We start from the raw sequence: 18250 nt of genomic DNA on the forward strand, positions 1-18250 counted from the left end.
CACGCGTCAGCGCAGACGGAAGGTTGGTGGACATCATGGCGGGACCGCTCAAGGGACTTCGGGTCGTGGAGCTGGCCGGCATTGGGCCGGGTCCGCACGCCGCGATGATTCTGGGAGATCTGGGTGCGGACGTGGTGCGCATCGATCGCCCGGCCAAAGGCCCTGGGGGCCCCGGCGGTGCCACGAAGGACGCCATGATGCGCAACCGGCGGGTGGTGACTGCTGACCTGAAGTCCGACGCAGGGCGCGAGCTTGTCCTGAAGCTGATCGCCAAGGCCGACGTGCTGATCGAGGGCTACCGCCCCGGCGTCACCGAACGGCTCGGCCTGGGCCCCGAGGACTGCGCCAAGGTCAACGACCGGTTGGTCTACGCGCGGATGACCGGCTGGGGCCAGACCGGTCCGCGCAGCCAGCAGGCGGGCCACGACATCAACTACATCTCGCTGAACGGCATCCTGCACGCCATCGGCCGGGTGAACGAACGTCCCGTTCCGCCGCTGAACCTGGTCGGCGATTTCGGCGGCGGCTCAATGTTCCTGCTGCTCGGCATCCTCTCGGCACTGTGGGAACGGCAGAGCTCCGGCAAGGGGCAAGTCGTCGACGCCGCGATGGTCGACGGCTCGAGCGTGCTGGTCCAGATGATGTGGCAGATGCGGGCCTCCGGATTGTGGACGGACGCGCGGGGCACCAACCTGCTCGACGGCGGCGCGCCCTACTACGACACCTATGAGTGCGCCGACGGACGCTATGTCGCGGTCGGGGCCATCGAGCCGCAGTTCTACGCGGCCATGCTGGCCGGGCTGGGTCTGGACGGGGCCGACCTGCCCGGGCAGAACGACGTCAACCGCTGGCCCGAACTGCGCGCCGCGCTGACCGAGAAATTCGCCAGCGCCGACCGCGACCACTGGGCCAAGGTGTTCGCCGACTCCGACGCGTGCGTGACCCCGGTGCTGGCGTTCGGCGAGGTCCAGACCGAGCCGCACATCACCGAGCGCGACACCTTCTACGAAGTGAACGGGGGCCTGCAGCCGCGACCGGCACCGCGGTTCTCCCGCACCCCGCCGGACACACCGCGGCCCGCGGCGGTGCTCGCCGACGTCGCGGACGTCCTCAACGACTGGGTATAGTTCCCAACCAACAAGTTGGTTGGCACGATCACGAAAGGACTCTCAATGGAGATCAAAGACGCCGTCGCCGTCGTCACCGGGGGTGCGTCCGGGCTGGGGTTGGCCACCACCAAACGCCTGCTCGATCGCGGCGCCCAGGTGGTGGTGATCGACCTGCGCGGCGAGGACGCGGTCCGCGAGCTCGGCGACCGTGCCCGCTTCGTCGAGGCCGACGTCACCGACGAGGCCGCCGTCGGCAAGGCCCTGGACACGGCGGAGTCGATGGGCACGCTGCGGATCAATGTCAACTGCGCCGGCATCGGCAACGCCATCAAGACGCTGTCCAAGGACGGCCCATTCCCATTGGACGCCTTCAAGAAGGTCATCAACGTCAACCTGATCGGCACCTTCAACGTGCTGCGGTTGGCCGCCGAGCGGATCGCCAAGAGCGAACCGATCGGTCCGGAAACGAGTCCGGAGCGCGGCGTCATCATCAACACCGCCTCGGTGGCCGCCTTCGAGGGGCAGATCGGCCAGGCCGCCTATTCCGCCTCCAAGGGTGGCGTCGTCGGCATGACGCTGCCGATCGCCCGCGACCTGTCCCGCGAACTGATCCGCGTGGTGACGATCGCGCCCGGATTGTTCAAGACGCCGCTGCTGGGCTCGCTGCCCGAGGAGGCGCAGGCGTCGCTGGGCAAGCAGGTGCCGCACCCGGCTCGGCTGGGCGACCCCGACGAGTACGGCGCCCTGGCCGTGCACATCGTGGAGAATGCCATGCTCAACGGCGAGGTGATCCGTCTCGACGGCGCCATTCGCATGGCGCCCCGCTGACGGGCCGATCACCGACGCAAAACGAAAGCGCCGAGCACGCAAAAACCCCCGCCGTGGCGGGGGTTTTTGTTGGCAGCAAGATCAGTGCGATCGACGGAACCAACGGGAGACTGAGGGTTCGGCCATCAGAAGCCGAGCGAGCAAGCTCATGATGATCAGCTCGCGTTGGGAAGCGGGTGCCAGTCTTCAAGCTGCTCGGAGGTCTCGCCTTCCACCAGCACGTCGCCGTGGTAGAGGGCCTCGAAGTCAACCTTGATGACATCTGCGCTGAAGTCGTCGATCCACATGACACTGAGCCTAAAAGCAACCATTAAGGATTCTTTGAGTCACGATTCGGAAAATTGTGGCAATTTACTCGCGAGTAGGGTTCGTCGCGGTCCGGCCGGGTTTTTGGTCCGTGAGCAGCTCATTTGGGGCTTGATTTTCTAGCCGGACTCTTAGTCTTCACGGGTTTGAAACCCGGTCGAACCAGACGAGGTCCTGTGCCGTACCACCAGCAGGAGTTGTTTGACACCTGTCACTTACCCGGTCTAGGTTACCGCGCATATGGTGCGCGCCCCCGCGGGACCGCGACCCTGGGAGGAAGCACAGATGCTGCCACGGATCGCTCGGTTGGCCATCGCCGCGCCACGCCGCATCATCGCGATCGGGGTCCTGGTGTTCATCGCCGCCGCGGTCTTCGGGCTTCCGGTCGCCCAGCGGCTGGCACCCGGGGGCTTCCAAGATCCCAACTCGGAATCCGCGCGGGCCATCGCGGTGCTGACCGACAAATTCGGCCAGAGCGGGCAGCAGATGCTGATCCTGGTGACCGCGCCCCAAGGCGCCCGCAGCGACCAGGCCCGTGCAGTGGGCGCCGACCTCGTCGACGATCTGACGCATTCGCCGTTGGTCTACAACGTGTCCTCGCCGTGGACCGCGCCACCGCAAGCCGCCGCCGATTTGATCAGCAAGGACGGCAAGTCGGGCCTGATCGTGGTCAACCTCAAGGGCGGGGAGACCAACGCCCAGAACAACGCGCAAACACTGGCGGATCACTTCGTCCACGACCGCGACGGCGTGACGGTTCGCGCCGGCGGTTCGGCGATGCAATACGCCCAGATCAACACCCAGAACCAGGCCGACCTGCTGGTAATGGAGATGATCGCGCTGCCGCTGAGCTTCCTGGTGCTCATCTGGGTGTTCGGCGGGCTGGTGGCCGCCGCGTTGCCGATGGCCCTCGGCGCGCTCGCCGTCGTCGGGTCGATGTCGGTGCTGCGGCTGGTCACCTACACCGCCGAGGTGTCGATCTTCGCGCTCAACCTGAGCACCGCGATGGGTCTGGCGCTGGCGATCGACTACACGTTGCTGATCGTCAGCCGCTACCGCGACGAGTTGGCGGAGGGCAGCGACCGGGAGGAGGCGCTGGTCCGGACCATGGCGACCTCCGGGCGCACCGTGCTGTTCTCCGCCGTCACGGTCGCGCTGTCGATGTCGGCGACGGTGCTGTTCCCGATGTACTTCCTCAAGTCGTTCGCCTACGCCGGCGTCGCGACCGTCGCGTTCGTCGCGGTTGCGTCGATCGTGATCACCCCGGCCGCGATCGTGCTGTTGGGGCCGCGGCTGGACTCGCTGGATGCGCGCAAGCTGGCGCGGCGCATCCTGCGCCGCCCGCAGCCCGGCCACCGGCCGGTCGAGCAGCTGTTCTGGTATCGGTCCAGCAAATACGTCATGCGACGCTGGCTGCCGATCGGAATGGCCGTCATCGCCCTACTGTTGCTGCTCGGCGCTCCGTTCCTCCGAGTGACCTGGGGCTTCCCCGACGATCGGGTGCTGCCACGGTCGGCGTCCGCACATCAGGTCGGCGACCAGCTGCGCACCAACTTCGCGCACGATTCGGCCACCTCGGTGCCGATCGTCATCCCCGACGCGACCGGCGTCAGCCCCGCGGACCTCGACACCTACGCCGCCGGGTTGTCGCGGGTGCCCGACGTGTCGGCGGTCTCGGCGCCGAGCGGAACGTTCGTCAACGGCAACCGGGTCGGGCCGCCCGCGGCCGCCGCCGGTTTGGCCGACGGCAGCGCGTTTCTGACCGTCAGCAGTTCGGCGCCCCTGTTCTCCCGGGCGTCCGACACCCAGCTCAAGCGGCTGCACCAGGTACCGGGGCCCGCGGGTCGCCCGGTTGAGATGGCCGGCGTCGCGCAGGTCAATCGGGACAGCGTCGACGCGGTGACCGATCGGCTGCCGACCGTGCTGGGCGTGATGGCCGCGATCACCTTCGTGTTGCTGTTCTTGTTGACCGGCAGCGTGGTGTTGCCCGTGAAGGCTTTGATGTGCAACGTCTTGTCGTTGACGGCGGCATTCGGGGCGCTGGTGTGGATCTTCCAGGACGGCCATCTCGGCGCACTGGGCACGACGCCCAGCGGCACGCTCGTCGCCAACATGCCGGTGCTGTTGTTCTGCATCGCGTTCGGCCTGTCGATGGACTATGAGGTGTTCCTGATCTCCCGGATCCGCGAGTTCTGGCTGCAGTACCGGCCGGCGCGGTCGACGGCCAAGGCGGCGCACGCGGCCAACGACGAAGCGGTGGCGCACGGTGTGGCCCGCACCGGTCGCGTCATCACCGCGGCCGCGCTGGTGATGTCGATGTCGTTCGCCGCGCTGATCGCCGCGCACGTGTCGTTCATGCGGATGTTCGGGCTGGGCCTGACGCTCGCGGTGTTCGCGGACGCCACCCTGGTGCGGATGGTCGTGGTTCCCGCGTTCATGCACGTGATGGGCCGCTGGAATTGGTGGGCGCCCCGCCCGCTGGTGTGGTTGCACGACCGATTCGGCATCAGCGAGGGGATCGCCGAATCCGCGCCGATCCCCGAGCCGGCCATCTCGCTTCAGCACAACGGTCACCCGGTCGGCGAATCGGTGACCAAAATCGGGGGTTAAAGCGGCTTTGAGGACCGGCTTACGGCCGTATAGTGGGCCCGTTTGAGTCGGAGGGGCAGATGACGGCAGCGACAGCGACGTTCGACAATCGGTTCTTTGCGCGGGTGTGGCCGATCGTAGCCAGCCACGAGACGGCGGCGGTGCAGGCGCTGCGCCGCGAGAACCTCGCAGATTTGTCGGGCCGGGTGCTCGAGGTGGGCGCCGGGATCGGCACGAACTTCCCGAACTACCCGTCGTCCGTTCGCCAGGTGGTGGCGATGGAGCCCGAATCGCGACTGCACGCGCGGGCCCGGGCGGCCGCCGCGACGGCACCGGTCCCGATCGCCCTAACCAATGAGACCGTCGAGCAGTTCAACGACGGCGAGCCCTTCGATGCGGTCGTCTGCTCGTTGGTGCTGTGCTCGGTGCACGATCCGGTGCAGGTGTTGCGTCATCTGTACGCGTTGCTGCGCCCGGGTGGACAGTTGCGCTATCTCGAGCACGTGGCCAGCGCCGGTCTGCGGGGCCGGCTGCAGCGGTTCGCCGACGCCACGGTGTGGCCGCGGTTCCTGGGTAACTGCCATACTCACCGCGACACCGAACGCGCGATCCGCGACGCCGGCTTCGAGGTGCTGACGTCGCGCCGGGAGTGGACGCTGCCGGCCTGGTCGCCGATGCCGGTATCCGAGCTGTTGCTGGGCCGCGCGCGCAGACCTTAGCGCGACCAGCGACGGCTATTTCAGCAAGGCGGGAAGCCGGCGCAGCAGGCCGGGCAACGCCTGGCTGGCCGATTCGCGGATGCTGATCGTCGCGTTCGCGGACAACGGCGTGGACTCGGGGTTTACCTCGATCACCACCGCGCCGCGCGACAGGGCGAGATCGGCCAGGCCGGCAGCCGGGTAGACGATCGCCGAGGTACCGACCACCACCATCACGTCGGCGGCCTCGGTCGCCTTGACCGCCTGGTGCCACGGCCGCTCGGGCAACTGCTCGCCGAACCACACGATGTCCGGCCGGATCATCCCGCCGCAGCGGGGACACCGTGGCGGCTGCACCTCCAGGGCCGGTTCGGACATCACGGGCAGCGTCTCGGTGTAGGGCAAATCGCAACTCGCGCAACGGAATTCGAACAGGCTGCCGTGCAAGTGGTGTACCGTGGTACTGCCCGCCCGCTCGTGCAGGTCGTCGACGTTTTGGGTGATGACGCTGACGTCGGCGTAATCCTCCCAGGCGGCGATGGCCCGGTGGCCGTCGTTTGGCGCGACGTTGCCGACCAGGTAATGGCGCCACAAATACCAGCCCCACACCCGCTCGGGGTTGTCCCGCCAACCTTGCGTGCTGGACAGTTCGTAGGGGTCGAACCGTGCCCACAGCCCGTTTTTGTCGTCGCGAAATGTCGGCACTCCGCTTTCCGCGGAGATCCCCGCCCCGCTGAGCACCGCGACTCGCATCTCACCAAGATAGCGGTGGTGGGGTAATACTGGATACGTGGAGCTGGGCGAATGGCTACGCGTCGACCTCAAGGCCGGCCGTCCATTGTTCGATCAGCTCCGGACACAGGTCATCGAAGGGGTGCGGGACGGCGCATTGCCGCCCGGTACCCGATTGCCGACGGTCCGCGAGCTGGCCGGTCAACTCGGCGTGGCCGTGAACACCGTCGCGCGCGCCTACCGTGAGCTGGAAACCGCGGCCATCGTCGAAACCCGGGGCCGCTTCGGCACTTTCATCGCCCGTTACGACCCGACCGACGCCGCGATGGCGGCCGCGGCCCGCGAGTATGTGCACGTCGCCCATGGCCTCGGCCTCACCAAGGCCGACGCGCTGCGCTACATCGAGGCGGTCCCCGACCCGGACGAGGGCTAGACCGGGGCTAGTCGAGGGCTAGCTGTGGGCTAACCGAATTCCAGCATGGTCAGGCACGATCGCAGCGGGGCAAGGACGGGCACCCGCGTTCAGCACGCGACCGCGCCCCGGCGGCAGCCGCAGCTCGTGCACCGCGCGGACACCCGGCACGATGTTAACCAGGTCGGCCGCCTGCGCGGCCGACAGGGCGAACGGCATCGGCGGCCCCCGGTAGCGCGTCGAGGTCCGCACCCCGGACTTGCTCACCTTGGGCACCCACACCGGGGGCAGATCGAAGACCATCCGCCCACCGGGAAACGCGTTGGCGCACTGGGCGATCAACGCCAACGACTGCTCGGGTTGCAGATACATCAGCAATCCCTCGGCGGTGACGAACACGCCGCCGCCGGGATCGACCGACTCCGTCCAGCTGAAGTCCAGCGCCGACTGGGCGCGGACCATCACCCGCGGCGCGGGCGGCAGCAGCCGGGTCCGCACGTCGACGATCTCCGGCAAATCGACTGTCAGCCAACGAAATCGGCTGTCCGGGAGCGCCGCGTCCAGCCGATAGAAGCTGGTTTGTAGGCCCTCGGCCAGGGCTATCACGGTGGCGGTCGGATGCTCGGACAGGTACGACAGCGCCTGGGCGTCGAAGAGGCGCGTGCGCAACGCGATGTCTTGCCGTGGACGGCCGAACTTCGCGAAGTCGTAGTCGATGGCGTCGGCGAGCCGGATCGCCATCGGGTCTTCGAGGATGCGATCGGGCCGGCGTGCCTCCCGGGCCCGCGAATTCAGCGTCAGCAATGCGGTCTCGGGAACGCCGCCGAGACAGACCTTCCCCTTGGGCCGGTCGTGGGCAGGGGTCTTCGGGGCCACGCTACCCACCGCCTCGGTCGGCGCTTCGCACGACTTTGCTCAGCGTCCGCAGGTTCCGGGTCGTCGTGGCCGACTTGTACTTCGGCTTTCCCATCGTCTTGCCGATCGTGCTGGTAAGCGTGGCGCCCTTGGGGACTTGCCAGTAGACGACGCCTTCGCCCCGGCCAATCTTCTCCTCGGCGCCGGCGGTGTCGGCCAGACCGCACAGTTCGTCGAGCACGGCGGGGTCGGCGACGAAGGTGACGTAGGACTGATGGCCGTCGACCTCGGGCGCGAACGGGTACGCGTCGACGACGGCGCGCACCGTGTCGATGTCGTAGGCCAGCACCCAGGCCTGGTAGCCGAAGCGTTCCCGTAGGGCGGCTTCGGCTTTCCTGCGCACGACGGCTGCGCTCGCCGACGACTCGAGCAGCACGTTCCCACTGGCCAGGATGGTGCGTACGGCGGTGAACCCGGCATCGGTCAGGGCGGTTACCGCGTCGGCCATCTTGATATTGACGCCGCCGACATTGACGCCCCGCAGGAACACCGCGTAACCGGTCATCATCCGATTGGATCAGACCGGTATCGACAGACGTAGTCTTTGGGAATGGGACGCCAAGTCTTCGACGACAAGCTGTTGGCACTGATCGCGGGGAACTCGCTCGGCGTGCTGGCCACGATCAAGCGCGACGGGCGACCACAACTGTCCAACGTGAGCTACCACTTCGATCCGCGGGAGTTGGTGATTCGGGTGTCGATCACCGAGCCGCGGGCCAAGACTCGTAACCTGCGTCGCGACCCACGCGCCTCGCTGCTGATCGATTCCGACGACGGCTGGTCGTATGCCGTCGCGGAGGGGACGGCCGAACTGACCGCGCCGGCCGCGGCGCCCGACGACGACACCGTGGAAGCGTTGATTGCCTTGTATCGCAACATCGCTGGTGAGCATCCCGATTGGGATGAGTTCCGGCAGGCGATGGTCACCGACCGGCGAGTGCTGCTCACCCTGCCGATCTCCCATTTGTATGGCATGCCGCCGGGCAAGCGGTAATCGGGCTAAGCTGCCGCTATGGCCGAGTCGAACTCCAAGCAGGATGCGGTGGGGGCAGAGGACGAGAACAAGCGCAAGTTTCGCGAAGCCCTGGAGCGCAAGATGACCAAGACATCGGGCGTATCCGAACACAAGGACGGGGGCGGCAAGCAGTCGCGGGCGCACGGCGCGGCCGGCGGCGGCCGGCGGGAGTTCCGCCGTAAGAGCGGCTAATCGCCAAAGATATTGCCAGACAAACGTTTTGGCCGTCTAAATTCGGGTGAACAGGCCGGCTGAAGGGTCGTCTCGGCCCGGTCGTCCGCGCAGGCTGCCGCGGGTGCTGGGGTGGGAGAAGTCCACTTGCGACGGGTCGTTCTGGTAGGCCCAGTCCGCGACGATGGTGCGCCGGTGAAACTTCCAGCGACCGTCGTGCTGGGTGTACTCGTCGAGGTAGCGGCCGCCGATCAGGACGTCGATGTCGTGTTCGGGACCGGCGAAGGTGTGGAACACCAAACAATAGATTTCGCCGCGGGCGGTCTCGCCGTGGATCTCGAAGTTGGTCGTGGTGATGTTGTGTTGACAGACACGCACATACGGCTCCGCGGCCCGTAGTTGCGTGATGAATTGCTCGACACCACCCGTCGAGAACTCGCCGTGCGCGTCGGTCGCGTCGGGGTGGTAGAGCTCGCGCAGCGCGGCGTAATCGGCGCGGTCGACGGCCCGGCAATAGGCGGTGACGAGCGCGTGCAGTTCGTCGCGGGCCAGCATCAGTGCCAATCGGGCCTCATCCACCACGCCGTCACGATAACCGGGCCCGTGCTGGTGAGTGCCGGTGAGTAGTGTGTCGACTCATAGGAAGGGAGGTCCTGGACAGTGAACGTGACAGTGAAACTGTGGCTCGCGCAAGAACCCGAGGCCGACGCGCTGCTGTCGAGCGACCCGTTGGCCCTGCTCATCGGGATGGTCTTGGATCAGCAGGTCCCGTTTGAGACCGCCTTTTCGGGGCCGAAGAAGATCGCCGACCGGATGGGCAGCTTCGGCGCGGTCGAGATCGCCGACTACGACCCCGACAAGTTCGCCGCGCTGTGCTCGGAAAAGCCTGCGATTCATCGCTTTCCGGGTTCGATGGCCAAGCGGATCCAGACGTTGGCTCAGATCATCGTGGATCGCTACGACGGCGACGCCGCGGGCTTGTGGACCGCCGGGGATCCCGACGGCGAGGAGCTGCTGCGCCGGATCAAGGGGCTGCCCGGCTTCGGCGACGTCAAGGCGCAGATCTTTTTGGCGCTGCTGGGCAAGCAGTACGGCGTCACCCCGAAGGGCTGGCGCGCGGCGGCCGGGCAGTTCGGGAAGGACGGCACCTACATCTCCGTCGCCGACATCGTCGACGCCGAATCAATGGGCCACGTGCGTTCCTACAAAAAGCAGATGAAGGCGGCCGCCAAAGCGGGAAAGTAGGCGGTTGTGCTCAGTAGTTAGGTCAGAAGGGAAGGGCGGCAATGAAGACACACCTGACCTGTCCGTGCGGAGAAGCCATCGTCGGCAAAGACGAGGATGAGCTGGTCGAGCTGACCCAGGCTCACCTGGCCAGCGTGCATCCGGGGCTGGAGTACGACCGCGACGCGATCCTGTTCATGGCCTACTAACTCCGCACCGGGCGAGCGCGCGTGTCGTGCGGTGACACGCGCGCTCGCCCTGGGGAGGGTGTCGGTTGGCTATTAAGGCACCACGGTCGAGCCGATGGTGGGCAAAAACTGGCACTGCTTCTCTTTGGTCGTGACCTGACCGAAGATCGTCGACATGATGCTGCCCGAGCCGGTGTCGGCAATCCCGGTCAATGTCGTTGGACCGTCGGGGTTGATGTCCGTTCGCGGTTTGAGCGTGACGGTGCCGGACTTGCCGGTGGTCAGGTTCACCCAGGTGACGTTCAGCGGCAGCTTCTGCTCCGCGGCCGGCCCCGGCGTGCCGACCGCGGTGAACACGTAGGCGGTCTGACCGGGTTTGGGACCGGGCAGCGGAATCGTGGCCGGCCCGGCGACCGAGAGGGCGGTGGCAATCGAACTGCTACCGTCCGCAAGGCAATTGCTGCCGATCGAGGGATACATGAAGTCCTGCGTGATCGGGGCGTTAGGGCCGAAGCCCGGAGCCGCGGCAGGGGCCGCCCCCGGTGCCGGGGCGGGTTCAGGCGCGGGCGCTGGGCCGGGCACCGCTGCGGCCTCCGGTGCGGGTGCGGCGGCCGGGGCGGCAATGGGAGCGGGGCCGGGAGCGGGACCCGCCGCCGGGCCCGGGGCAGCGCCCGGTGCCGGAGCGTGCGGCGTCCCGGCCGGGGGAGCGGCGATCGGCGCCGGGCCCGCGGCGTGGGCCGGGTCGATGCCAGTGGGCAGGTGAGCCTGCGCCCCCGGCACGATGCCGGCACCCGGCACATGCTCGGTGGGCGCGGCCTGTGGCGCCGGGGCCGCCGCGCCGGGAATCGGGGCGCCGGGTTCCTGCACGAACTGATTGACCGACGCCGCCACGTTCTTCGATTCGGTGGGCGTCGAGGGGTTGTGGGTGAACGCCTGCGCGGCGGCCATCAACAGCTGCGTTGCTTGGCCGGGGTTACCGGCCGCCTGCTGAATGATGGGGCTCAGCTGTGACAACGCGGGCAGGCCCGGAAGTTGCTGAGCGGAGTCGGGTTGTGGCGGTGTCGGCAGCGGCGCCGCCGGGTCGGCTGCCGCGTTCGGGCTCATCCCGAACGCGGCAGCCGATGCCACGACAACAGCGGCCAAACCTTTGGACAGATTCCAAGTGCTTTCCACGATGTCCTCGTCCTTCGGTAGCGGGTTAGCCGGTTAGCGGTGGGTTATCGGACTGCTCAGGGCAGGGCGGAGAGCAGCGAGGGCGGTGTCGCGGCCGGTGCGGCAGGTGCGGCCGGGGTCGCGGCGGCCGGTGCCCCCGGGACGGCACCCGTGGCCAGTGCCGTCAGGTCGCCCGGCAGCGACAGCTTCGGCGGCACGTTCAGCGGCAGGCCGGGCAGCGCCGGCATGTTCACGTTGGCCACCTGCGGAGTCGACGCCGGAGCGGCGGGCGCGGCTGCCGCCGGAGTCGACTGGCCCAGTCCGGGAATCGAGCTCAACCCGGGAATGGTCGGGCTGGCCGCGGTCGGGGCGGTCGGCGTGGTCGGGGCCGGGGTCAGGCCCGGAATCGACGGCACACCCGCGGGGGCGGATGCCGCCGGCGCCTGAGCGGCCGACGTCATGCCCGGGAAGGTGATGCCCGGAGCGGCCGGGGCAGCCGGCGGCTGAGCGCCCAGCGCGGTGGCCAGGTTCTGCAGAATCTGCGGCGCGTTGGCCGCCGAAGCGATCAACTGCTGCGGGATGTTCTGCACGGGGTCGGGAATCGGCGCCGGGTCGGCATGGGCGATTCCACCCGTCAGTAGGGCGGCGGATGAACCGACAACGATGGCGGCGGCCTTCGCGAAAGTCCAGATGGTTGGCATTGCTCCCCCAAGGGATCGACAACAGGTGACGGATCCCGAAGCTACTTTGATGCTGGTGGGACTCAAGTGACACGTGTGGCATTTATTTGATCGTTACCGATACGAGCGGTGGCGGTGACCGGGCGTTGCGAAACGCCGAGAAACGACGACGCGGCGGCTTGCCGCCGGAAAGGCGGCGGTCACCGGCCCACGGGCGTGCCGGCGGATAACGCACGGCCACCGTCGCGGTCGCTAAAGTCGGGCGAATAGACACCACTTCGGCCGCCGCGGCGGCACCCCTGTCTCGGCGGCTGGCGAGTCTTATCAGCACCGTCGCGCCGGCGTTGCTGATCGTGAGTGTCGCTGCCCGGCTTGGCCTGACCTACCTGGGACCCAACGGCGCAAACTTCGTCGACCTGCACGTATACCTCGGGGGCGCGGCCGCGCTGGACCATCCCGGCACGCTGTACAGCTACGTGTACGCCGAGCACACGCCCGACTTCCCGCTGCCCTTCACCTATCCGCCCTTCGCGGCGATCGTGTTCTACCCGATGCACTGGCTGCCGTTCGACCTCGACGGGTTCCTCTGGCAGGTCGCGATGATCGCCGCGCTGTACGGGTCGGTGCGTCTCACCCAGTGCCTGCTCGCCGGTAGGAACGGCACCGGCCGGCGTGTCGCGATGGCCTGGACGGCGATCACCATCTGGATCGAGCCGCTGCGCAACAACTTCGACTACGGCCAGATCAACGTGTTTCTGATGCTGGCGGTGCTCTGGGCGGTCTACACCTCGCGTTGGTGGTTATCGGGGTTGCTGGTCGGCGTGGCGTCGGGAATCAAGTTGACCCCCGCGATCGTCGGCGTCTATCTGGTCGGCGTGCGGCGGTTTGCTGCCGCTGGGTTTTCGGCCGTCGTGTTCCTGTTGACCGTCGGGCTCTCGGCGTTGGTGGTCGGCGATCAGACCCGCTACTACTTCACCGTGCTGCTCGGGGACGCTCATCGTGTCGGCCCGATCGCCACGTCGATCAATCAATCCTGGCGCGGCGCGATCTCCCGGATCCTCGGTCACGACGCCGGCTTCTCACCGCCGGTGCTGGCCGCCGTCGCCGTCACGGCGGCACTGGCCGTACTGGCATGGCGCGCCCTGCGGCCGATGGATCGGCTCGGCAAGTTGCTCGTCGTTGAGATCTTCGGGTTGCTGATGTCGCCGATTTCGTGGACCCACCACTGGGTGTGGCTGGTGCCATTGCTGCTGTGGCTGGTGCACGGGCCGCTGCGGGAACACCGCGGCGCGCGGATCACGGCCTGGGGTTGGCTGGCGCTTACTCTCGTCGGCGTGCCATGGCTGCTGCTGTTCGCCCAGCCGAGCATCTGGCAGATCGGCCGGCCCTGGTACTTGGCGTGGGCAGGGCTGGCGTACACGGCGGCAGCAATGGCAACGCTAGTTGTCATCGCCGTCTCGGGAAGGCGTTGTGGCACACCGGATCCGGTGCCGTCGTGCGGTTCGGACTCTCGCGCCGCCTCGTCGTTGGGCTAGCCCCCGACGATCTCGTTGATGTCGCGGGCCATCTCGATGTCGTTTTTCGTGATACCGCCCTCGGAGTGCGTGACGAGCGCGAAAGTCACTGTACGCCAACGAATATCGATATCGGGGTGATGGTCCTTGCGCTCGGCGTGTTCGCCCACTCGGCGCACCGCGTCGATGCCGGCCAAGAAGCTGTCGAACTTGATCGAGCGGCGCAACGCGCCGTCGCTGCGCTGCCATCCGGGTAGGCCCGGCAGGGCGGCGTCCACTTGTTCATCCGTCAGCACGACCATGGGTAGCAAACCTTTCTGGACGAGAATTCTGACGCCAGCCACGTTACGCTTGGGCCTAGACGTTCGACGCCTGCGCATTCGGGGACGGCGCCGTTGAACCATGGGGACGGCCAGCTCGTGGATCACTTGATTGGCCCACAGTTCAGGGAGGCACGAGCCGCCATGACCGAGAAGCTGACGCCGCATTTCGAAGACGTACAAGCCCACTATGACTTGTCGGACGACTTCTTTCGGCTGTTCCTCGACCCGACGATGACCTACAGCTGCGCCTATTTCGACCGGCTGCAGGACATCAGTCTCGAAGAAGCGCAGATCCGCAAGATGGACCTGTCGTTGGGCAAGCTGGGGCTGCGGCCCGGCATGACCCTGCTGGACGTCGGCTGCGGCTGGGGCGGCACCTCGCGTCGGGCGATCGAGAAGTACGACGTGAACGTCATCGGCCTGACCTTGTCCGAGCACCAGGCCGCCCACGTCCAGCGGTTGTTCGACGCGTTGGACACCGCCCGCAGCAGGCGGGTGCTGTTGCAGGGCTGGGAACAATTCGACGAACCCGTCGACCGGATCGTCTCCATCGGGGCGTTCGAGCACTTCGGCTACGACCGCTACGACGACTTCTTCGCCATGGCCTACCGGAACCTGCCCGATGACGGCGTGATGATGCTGCACACGATCACCATGCTGACGGCGCCGCAGATCCTCGAGCGCGGCCTGCCGATGACCGAGGAGCAGACGAGCTTCAACGACTTCATCGCCCGCGAGATCTTCCCCGGCGGTCAGCTGCCGGCGATCGAGATGGTCGAGTTCCACGCCTCGAAGATGGGCTTCAACCTCGCCCGCCGACAGTCGCTGCGGTTGCACTACGCCCGGACGCTGGATCTGTGGGCCGAGGCGTTGCAGGCCCGTCGCGACGAGGCCATCAGGATTCAGTCCGACGAGGTCTACGAGCGCTACATGCGGTACCTGACCGGTTGTGCCCGGGCGTTCCGCGCCGGTTACATCGACGTCAACCAGTTCACGCTGCGCAAGTAACGACTTCGGCCGTCGGGCCGCGGGCGCGCGGTGCGGATCGGTTAACCTGCCGAATGGCCTCGATACAGCTGTCGATGAGTATCCCGTCCTTTTCGGCCGAAGCACGGACCGACTGGGCACATCTGACCCAGTGGGCACAACTGCTGGAGCGCTGCGGGTTCGACCGCCTGCTGGTCTCGGAGCACATCGCGTTCGGGATGAACATGGACGCCTATGCCGATCCCCGCCTCGGCGGCACGACAGGTGGCCGCCAGCCGACCGGACCGGACGGGCCCTGGCTGGAACCGCTGACGGTGCTGACCTACCTCGCGGCGCGCACCGACCGCATCCGCCTGGGCACCAACATCCTGCTCGCGGCGTTGCGCCCCGCCGCAATTCTCGCGAAAACCGTTGCCACACTTGATGTTCTGTCCGGCGGCAGGGTAGATCTCGGGGTCGGTGTCGGGTGGCAGCGCGAAGAGTACGAGGTCGTCGGCCTCGACTTCGACAAGCGCGGCGCCATCTTGGACCAAACGCTGGATGTGTGCAGCCGCCTGTGGCGGGAGAACGAGGTCAGCTACTTCTCGCCGTCGCTGAGCTTCGAGCGGATCCATCAAATGCCCAAACCGGTCCAACCCGGCGGGGTGCCGATCTGGGTGAGTGGAACGGTGAACCGCGCCGTCGCCCGCCGGCTCGCGCGGTTCGGAAAGTATTGGATCCCTTGGGGTCAGGATGCCCGCGACCTCGCCGACGGCATCGGGCGAATGCGCGCCGCGGTCGAGCGCGCCGGCGGTGACCCGCACGGCTTCGGGGTGACCGGCTCGCTGCGGGTGACCCCCGGCCCGGATGACCGACCCGACCTGGCCGCCGTCGCCACCGACGCCGCGGCATTGGCGAAGGCCGGTGCGACGGACCTGCGACTGACGCACTGGCCGGCGCGATTCGGGACGGGCGAGCGCACCCTGTGCGACTTCGTCGACGCGGTACGCGCGGCAGCGGGCGGCTGAGCCGGCGTGCCCACCCAGATCGTCGTCGCCGCAGCCCTGATCGACAACGGCACATTGCTGGTGGCGCAACGATTGCGTCCGCCGCGGTTGGCCGGCCGCTGGGAGCTTCCCGGCGGGAAGGTCGCTCGCGGAGAGACCGAGCGTGCGGCGCTGGCCCGCGAGCTGGCCGAGGAGTTGGGCGTCGAGGCCGGCGACGTGTGGGTCGGCGAGCGGCTGGGTGCCGACGTCGCACTGAATGCGGCAATGACGTTGCGCGCCTACCGGGTTCGGCTGCTGGCCGGCGAACCACACCCGCATGACCATGGGGCGCTGCGGTGGGTCACCGCTGCCGAACTACCCGACCTCGATTGGGTGCCCGCCGACCGGGAATGGCTGGGCGCGTTGACCGAAGCCCTCACGGCAGACCGCTGACCCTGCCTGCCGTCCCGCAGCGGTTGCTCCGACTCATCTGGCCGCGGCCGATGTCTCGACCCGATTCCCGTGCACGATGCCGCCCGCTACTCATGCCGTCAATAGCTGGGCCAGTGACTCGTAAGTGTATTGAGCCGACAGCCTCGCCGCCGAGTTCGCGTGGCCGTAACCGGCGTATCCCCCGATCCGCTGCACGACCTCGAAGAAGATCTCATCGCCGATCACCGGCGTGAAAAAATGATAGAACTCGCCGCCGAAGGAGTCGGTGGCATAGAGAACACCGTGGTCGCTCATGACGCCGACCCAAGACGGGTCCACGTCGACGCGTGCCGCGAGGTCGTCGTAATAGTTCGCGGGAATGGGAAGTGGCTCAAACCCGCGACGCCGCATCTGTTCGGCCGCGCCGACGATATCGTCGGTGCCAAACGCGATGTGCCCGACGCCGCCATACCTCTGCGGGCGCGGTGCGCCAGCTGACGAGGTGCTACCCGGGATCGACGTCAGCACCAAGCGCAGGGTCCCGGCCGAGGAACCAAGGGTGAACGCCTGACTGCGTACCAGACCCAGGGCGTCGATGATGTCCTCGCCTTCTTGCGGTTCCATCCCGAACACCGATCGCAGCAGGAGCGCGACTCCGGCCATCCTGTCCTCAAAGACCATCAGCGAGACGTGGTCCACTCCGGTGAGAAAATCTGCGGCGGTTAGCATTTCCGCCTGCGGAACCAAATCGAACGGGGCCGGCCAGGTAGTGGCACACGCGCGCGCCTGCAGGTCGAATGACGCGTCGTCGGTGACCGCGACACGCACGACGTCGACGCCGCCGCCGTCGGGTCCAGTCATCGTCACCGCCTCGGCGGGGACACCGAAGGCCGCCGCCCTGGCGTACCATTCCGCGGTCCGTCCGCAATGAATCCCGATGTGGGTGAGTCCGGGTCGGCAGGCAGACGGGTCCGCCTGGTCGACGATCACCGCCAGCGGGCCGTGGGTGAACAACTGCTGCCCGTGCCGGCTTTGCGCTGCGGCGAGGTCGAATCCGAGGTGGCGCAGCGTGGTGCCCAGCACCGGCGAGTGGTCCGGCCCGGCCGCCAAGCGCAGGCACACCGGTTCGGCCACCGGCCCGGGTTTGGGCGGTGCGAACAGCAATCTGTCGGTCGCCCTTGGTGATAACTCGGCAACCTGCGACTGTAGGTACAGCAGCGAGCGGTGCCCTTCGGTCGCGGTGCGCACCGGAGAGGTCCATCGGAAGATGTCGTTGAAGATTTCCAACGACCACGGCCCGCGGTATCCGGACTCGAGCAAATGCGCGCAGAACGTCGCCAGATCGAAGTCGCCTTGCCCGGGAAAGCATCGATGATGGCGACTCCACTGCACCGCGTCCATCGTCAACCACGGTGCATCCGCAAGTTGAACGTAGGCGATCTTTTCCCCGGGAATGTCGGCGATCTCGGCAGGGTTTTCGCCGCGCGCCAGTATGTGAAAACTGTCCAGGCAGAGTCCCAGCGCAGGGTGGTCGGCCTGCCGCACGACATCCCACGCGTGCCGGTAACGATTGACGTGAGTGCCCCAGGCGAGGGCCTCATAGGCCAACACGATTCCGCGTCGGTGCGCTTCCTCGGCGGCCGTCCAGAGCTGATCGGCGAGCATGCCGTCGTCACGGACCGCCGACGGCAGACACGACGAACAGACCAGCAGCGTGCGTGCGCCGAGTTTCTCCATGGTGTCGAACTTGCGAATCGCACTGCGCAGTCTGCGCTTGTATTCGTCGGCGTCCGTCGAGTCGAGGTCGCGGTAGGGCTGGTACAGGTCGATGGTCAGACCGGCCTCCGCGACCCGCCGGGAAATCTGTTGGGGCGACAGCGAACAACCGATCAGGTCGGACTCGAACAACTCCAGGCCATTGAACCCGGCTGCGGCGATCGCGGCTATCTTCTGCTCGAGCGAGCCGCTGAGGCACACCGTGGCCATCGACGTCTTGATCGGTGACCTCAA

General features: G+C 67.3%; 20 protein-coding genes and 2 pseudogenes. 13 read left to right on the top strand and 9 right to left on the bottom strand.

The features are described 5' to 3' along the window. Window positions 1-35 precede the first annotated feature (35 nt). Together AWC25_RS08820 and AWC25_RS08825 are read left to right on the top strand one after the other, a co-directional pair. On the top strand, window positions 36-1127 hold the full coding sequence (locus AWC25_RS08820; RefSeq protein WP_085166668.1) for a CaiB/BaiF CoA transferase family protein: 1092 nt from the start codon (window positions 36-38) through the stop codon (window positions 1125-1127). Window positions 1128-1172: 45 nt separating this feature from the next. Continuing rightward, window positions 1173-1937 (top strand): 3-hydroxyacyl-CoA dehydrogenase, encoded by a 765-nt coding sequence (locus AWC25_RS08825; protein ID WP_069401342.1) that lies wholly within the window; start codon window positions 1173-1175, stop codon window positions 1935-1937. 155 nt (window positions 1938-2092) lie between these two features. Here AWC25_RS08825 and AWC25_RS27665 read toward each other — a convergent pair whose 3' ends face one another. Continuing rightward, window positions 2093-2224, bottom strand: a complete 132-nt coding sequence (locus AWC25_RS27665) for a hypothetical protein (RefSeq protein ID WP_101528271.1) — start codon at window positions 2222-2224, stop codon at window positions 2093-2095. A gap of 304 nt (window positions 2225-2528) precedes the next feature. Between AWC25_RS27665 and AWC25_RS08830 the strand changes: the two genes are divergently transcribed. Further along, on the top strand, window positions 2529-4853 hold the full coding sequence (locus AWC25_RS08830) for an MMPL family transporter (protein ID WP_069401377.1): 2325 nt from the start codon (window positions 2529-2531) through the stop codon (window positions 4851-4853). 59 nt (window positions 4854-4912) lie between these two features. Next, a complete protein-coding gene (locus AWC25_RS08835; RefSeq protein ID WP_069401343.1) occupies window positions 4913-5551 on the top strand; it encodes a class I SAM-dependent methyltransferase in 639 nt (212 codons plus the stop codon). 15 nt (window positions 5552-5566) lie between these two features. Here AWC25_RS08835 and AWC25_RS08840 read toward each other — a convergent pair whose 3' ends face one another. Then, window positions 5567-6283 (bottom strand): SIR2 family NAD-dependent protein deacylase, encoded by a 717-nt coding sequence (locus tag AWC25_RS08840; RefSeq protein WP_069401344.1) that lies wholly within the window; start codon window positions 6281-6283, stop codon window positions 5567-5569. Window positions 6284-6320: 37 nt separating this feature from the next. On the opposite strand from AWC25_RS08840, the gene AWC25_RS08845 reads away from it, so the two are divergent. After that, entirely contained in the window at window positions 6321-6695 is a 375-nt protein-coding gene (locus AWC25_RS08845; protein WP_069401345.1) for an Rv1152 family transcriptional regulator, read from the top strand. Window positions 6696-6724: 29 nt separating this feature from the next. Here the strand turns inward: AWC25_RS08845 and AWC25_RS08850 are convergent. Together AWC25_RS08850 and AWC25_RS08855 are read right to left on the bottom strand one after the other, a co-directional pair. After that, window positions 6725-7550: pseudogene (locus tag AWC25_RS08850) on the bottom strand (class I SAM-dependent methyltransferase). A gap of 1 nt (window position 7551) precedes the next feature. Beyond that, window positions 7552-8094 carry a DUF1697 domain-containing protein gene (locus AWC25_RS08855; RefSeq protein ID WP_069401378.1) on the bottom strand — a complete coding sequence of 181 codons (543 nt, stop codon included), beginning with the start codon at window positions 8092-8094 and terminating at the stop codon, window positions 7552-7554. Between the two features lie 45 nt (window positions 8095-8139). Between AWC25_RS08855 and AWC25_RS08860 the strand changes: the two genes are divergently transcribed. Both AWC25_RS08860 and AWC25_RS08865 read left to right on the top strand, forming a co-directional pair. Continuing rightward, window positions 8140-8583 (top strand): PPOX class F420-dependent oxidoreductase, encoded by a 444-nt coding sequence (locus tag AWC25_RS08860; RefSeq protein WP_085166650.1) that lies wholly within the window; start codon window positions 8140-8142, stop codon window positions 8581-8583. 18 nt (window positions 8584-8601) lie between these two features. After that, window positions 8602-8796, top strand: a complete 195-nt coding sequence (locus AWC25_RS08865; RefSeq protein ID WP_069401347.1) for a DUF5302 domain-containing protein — start codon at window positions 8602-8604, stop codon at window positions 8794-8796. 36 nt (window positions 8797-8832) lie between these two features. Here the strand turns inward: AWC25_RS08865 and AWC25_RS08870 are convergent, their stop codons facing one another. After that, window positions 8833-9330, bottom strand: a complete 498-nt coding sequence (locus AWC25_RS08870; protein ID WP_069401379.1) for a nuclear transport factor 2 family protein — start codon at window positions 9328-9330, stop codon at window positions 8833-8835. 117 nt (window positions 9331-9447) lie between these two features. Here AWC25_RS08870 and AWC25_RS08875 point away from each other — a divergent pair, with 117 nt between their 5' ends. Next, complete coding sequence (locus AWC25_RS08875) at window positions 9448-10020, top strand: HhH-GPD-type base excision DNA repair protein (RefSeq protein ID WP_069401380.1); 573 nt, start codon at window positions 9448-9450, stop codon at window positions 10018-10020. Between the two features lie 41 nt (window positions 10021-10061). Further along, window positions 10062-10208 carry a hypothetical protein gene (locus AWC25_RS08880; RefSeq protein ID WP_007169078.1) on the top strand — a complete coding sequence of 49 codons (147 nt, stop codon included), beginning with the start codon at window positions 10062-10064 and terminating at the stop codon, window positions 10206-10208. A gap of 72 nt (window positions 10209-10280) precedes the next feature. Here AWC25_RS08880 and AWC25_RS08885 read toward each other — a convergent pair whose 3' ends face one another. Further along, entirely contained in the window at window positions 10281-11360 is a 1080-nt protein-coding gene (locus AWC25_RS08885) for an Rv1157c family protein (RefSeq protein WP_085166651.1), read from the bottom strand. 56 nt (window positions 11361-11416) lie between these two features. Beyond that, entirely contained in the window at window positions 11417-12040 is a 624-nt protein-coding gene (locus AWC25_RS08890) for a hypothetical protein (RefSeq protein WP_069401349.1), read from the bottom strand. A 224-nt stretch (window positions 12041-12264) separates the two neighbouring features. On the opposite strand from AWC25_RS08890, the pseudogene AWC25_RS08895 reads away from it, so the two are divergent. Further along, window positions 12265-13554, top strand: a pseudogene (locus tag AWC25_RS08895) (mannosyltransferase); the annotation flags it as partial. Here AWC25_RS08895 and AWC25_RS08900 read toward each other — a convergent pair. Further along, complete coding sequence (locus tag AWC25_RS08900) at window positions 13551-13835, bottom strand: 4a-hydroxytetrahydrobiopterin dehydratase (RefSeq protein WP_069401351.1); 285 nt, start codon at window positions 13833-13835, stop codon at window positions 13551-13553. The pseudogene AWC25_RS08895 and the gene AWC25_RS08900 sit on opposite strands and share 4 nt — an antisense overlap. A 162-nt stretch (window positions 13836-13997) precedes the next feature. On the opposite strand from AWC25_RS08900, the gene AWC25_RS08905 reads away from it, so the two are divergent. Genes AWC25_RS08905 through AWC25_RS08915 form a run of 3 tightly spaced genes read left to right on the top strand, consistent with a single transcriptional unit; the run spans window position 13998 to window position 16261 of the window. Next, complete coding sequence (locus AWC25_RS08905; protein WP_069401352.1) at window positions 13998-14864, top strand: cyclopropane mycolic acid synthase family methyltransferase; 867 nt, start codon at window positions 13998-14000, stop codon at window positions 14862-14864. Between the two features lie 53 nt (window positions 14865-14917). Then, a complete protein-coding gene (locus tag AWC25_RS08910) occupies window positions 14918-15850 on the top strand; it encodes a TIGR03619 family F420-dependent LLM class oxidoreductase (protein WP_069401353.1) in 933 nt (310 codons plus the stop codon). A gap of 6 nt (window positions 15851-15856) precedes the next feature. Then, window positions 15857-16261 (top strand): (deoxy)nucleoside triphosphate pyrophosphohydrolase, encoded by a 405-nt coding sequence (locus AWC25_RS08915; RefSeq protein WP_085166653.1) that lies wholly within the window; start codon window positions 15857-15859, stop codon window positions 16259-16261. A gap of 90 nt (window positions 16262-16351) precedes the next feature. Here the strand turns inward: AWC25_RS08915 and AWC25_RS08920 are convergent, their stop codons facing one another. Beyond that, window positions 16352-18226, bottom strand: coding sequence for a sugar phosphate isomerase/epimerase and 4-hydroxyphenylpyruvate domain-containing protein (locus tag AWC25_RS08920; protein WP_372513533.1), 1875 nt, complete (start codon window positions 18224-18226; stop codon window positions 16352-16354). Window positions 18227-18250 lie beyond the last annotated feature (24 nt).

Source organism: Mycobacterium sherrisii, from assembly GCF_002102355.1.
GTDB classification, from domain to species: Bacteria; Actinomycetota; Actinomycetes; order Mycobacteriales; family Mycobacteriaceae; genus Mycobacterium; species Mycobacterium sherrisii.

Excerpts from the sequence above, each read along its gene's own strand:
- AWC25_RS08860 (WP_085166650.1), top strand. The coding sequence starts at position 8,140 with ATGGGACGCCAAGTCTTCGACGACAAGCTGTTGGCACTGATCGCGGGG.
- AWC25_RS08890 (WP_069401349.1), bottom strand. The coding sequence starts at position 12,040 with ATGCCAACCATCTGGACTTTCGCGAAGGCCGCCGCCATCGTTGTCGGT.
- AWC25_RS08865 (WP_069401347.1), top strand. The coding sequence starts at position 8,602 with ATGGCCGAGTCGAACTCCAAGCAGGATGCGGTGGGGGCAGAGGACGAG.
- AWC25_RS08855 (WP_069401378.1), bottom strand. The coding sequence starts at position 8,094 with ATGACCGGTTACGCGGTGTTCCTGCGGGGCGTCAATGTCGGCGGCGTC.
- AWC25_RS27665 (WP_101528271.1), bottom strand. The coding sequence starts at position 2,224 with ATGTGGATCGACGACTTCAGCGCAGATGTCATCAAGGTTGACTTCGAG.
- AWC25_RS08820 (WP_085166668.1), top strand. The coding sequence starts at position 36 with ATGGCGGGACCGCTCAAGGGACTTCGGGTCGTGGAGCTGGCCGGCATT.
- AWC25_RS08880 (WP_007169078.1), top strand. The coding sequence starts at position 10,062 with ATGAAGACACACCTGACCTGTCCGTGCGGAGAAGCCATCGTCGGCAAA.
- AWC25_RS08920 (WP_372513533.1), bottom strand. The coding sequence starts at position 18,226 with ATGGCCACGGTGTGCCTCAGCGGCTCGCTCGAGCAGAAGATAGCCGCG.
- AWC25_RS08835 (WP_069401343.1), top strand. The coding sequence starts at position 4,913 with ATGACGGCAGCGACAGCGACGTTCGACAATCGGTTCTTTGCGCGGGTG.
- AWC25_RS08830 (WP_069401377.1), top strand. The coding sequence starts at position 2,529 with ATGCTGCCACGGATCGCTCGGTTGGCCATCGCCGCGCCACGCCGCATC.
- AWC25_RS08910 (WP_069401353.1), top strand. The coding sequence starts at position 14,918 with ATGGCCTCGATACAGCTGTCGATGAGTATCCCGTCCTTTTCGGCCGAA.
- AWC25_RS08870 (WP_069401379.1), bottom strand. The coding sequence starts at position 9,330 with ATGCTGGCCCGCGACGAACTGCACGCGCTCGTCACCGCCTATTGCCGG.
- AWC25_RS08825 (WP_069401342.1), top strand. The coding sequence starts at position 1,173 with ATGGAGATCAAAGACGCCGTCGCCGTCGTCACCGGGGGTGCGTCCGGG.
- AWC25_RS08905 (WP_069401352.1), top strand. The coding sequence starts at position 13,998 with ATGACCGAGAAGCTGACGCCGCATTTCGAAGACGTACAAGCCCACTAT.
- AWC25_RS08900 (WP_069401351.1), bottom strand. The coding sequence starts at position 13,835 with ATGGTCGTGCTGACGGATGAACAAGTGGACGCCGCCCTGCCGGGCCTA.
- AWC25_RS08840 (WP_069401344.1), bottom strand. The coding sequence starts at position 6,283 with ATGCGAGTCGCGGTGCTCAGCGGGGCGGGGATCTCCGCGGAAAGCGGA.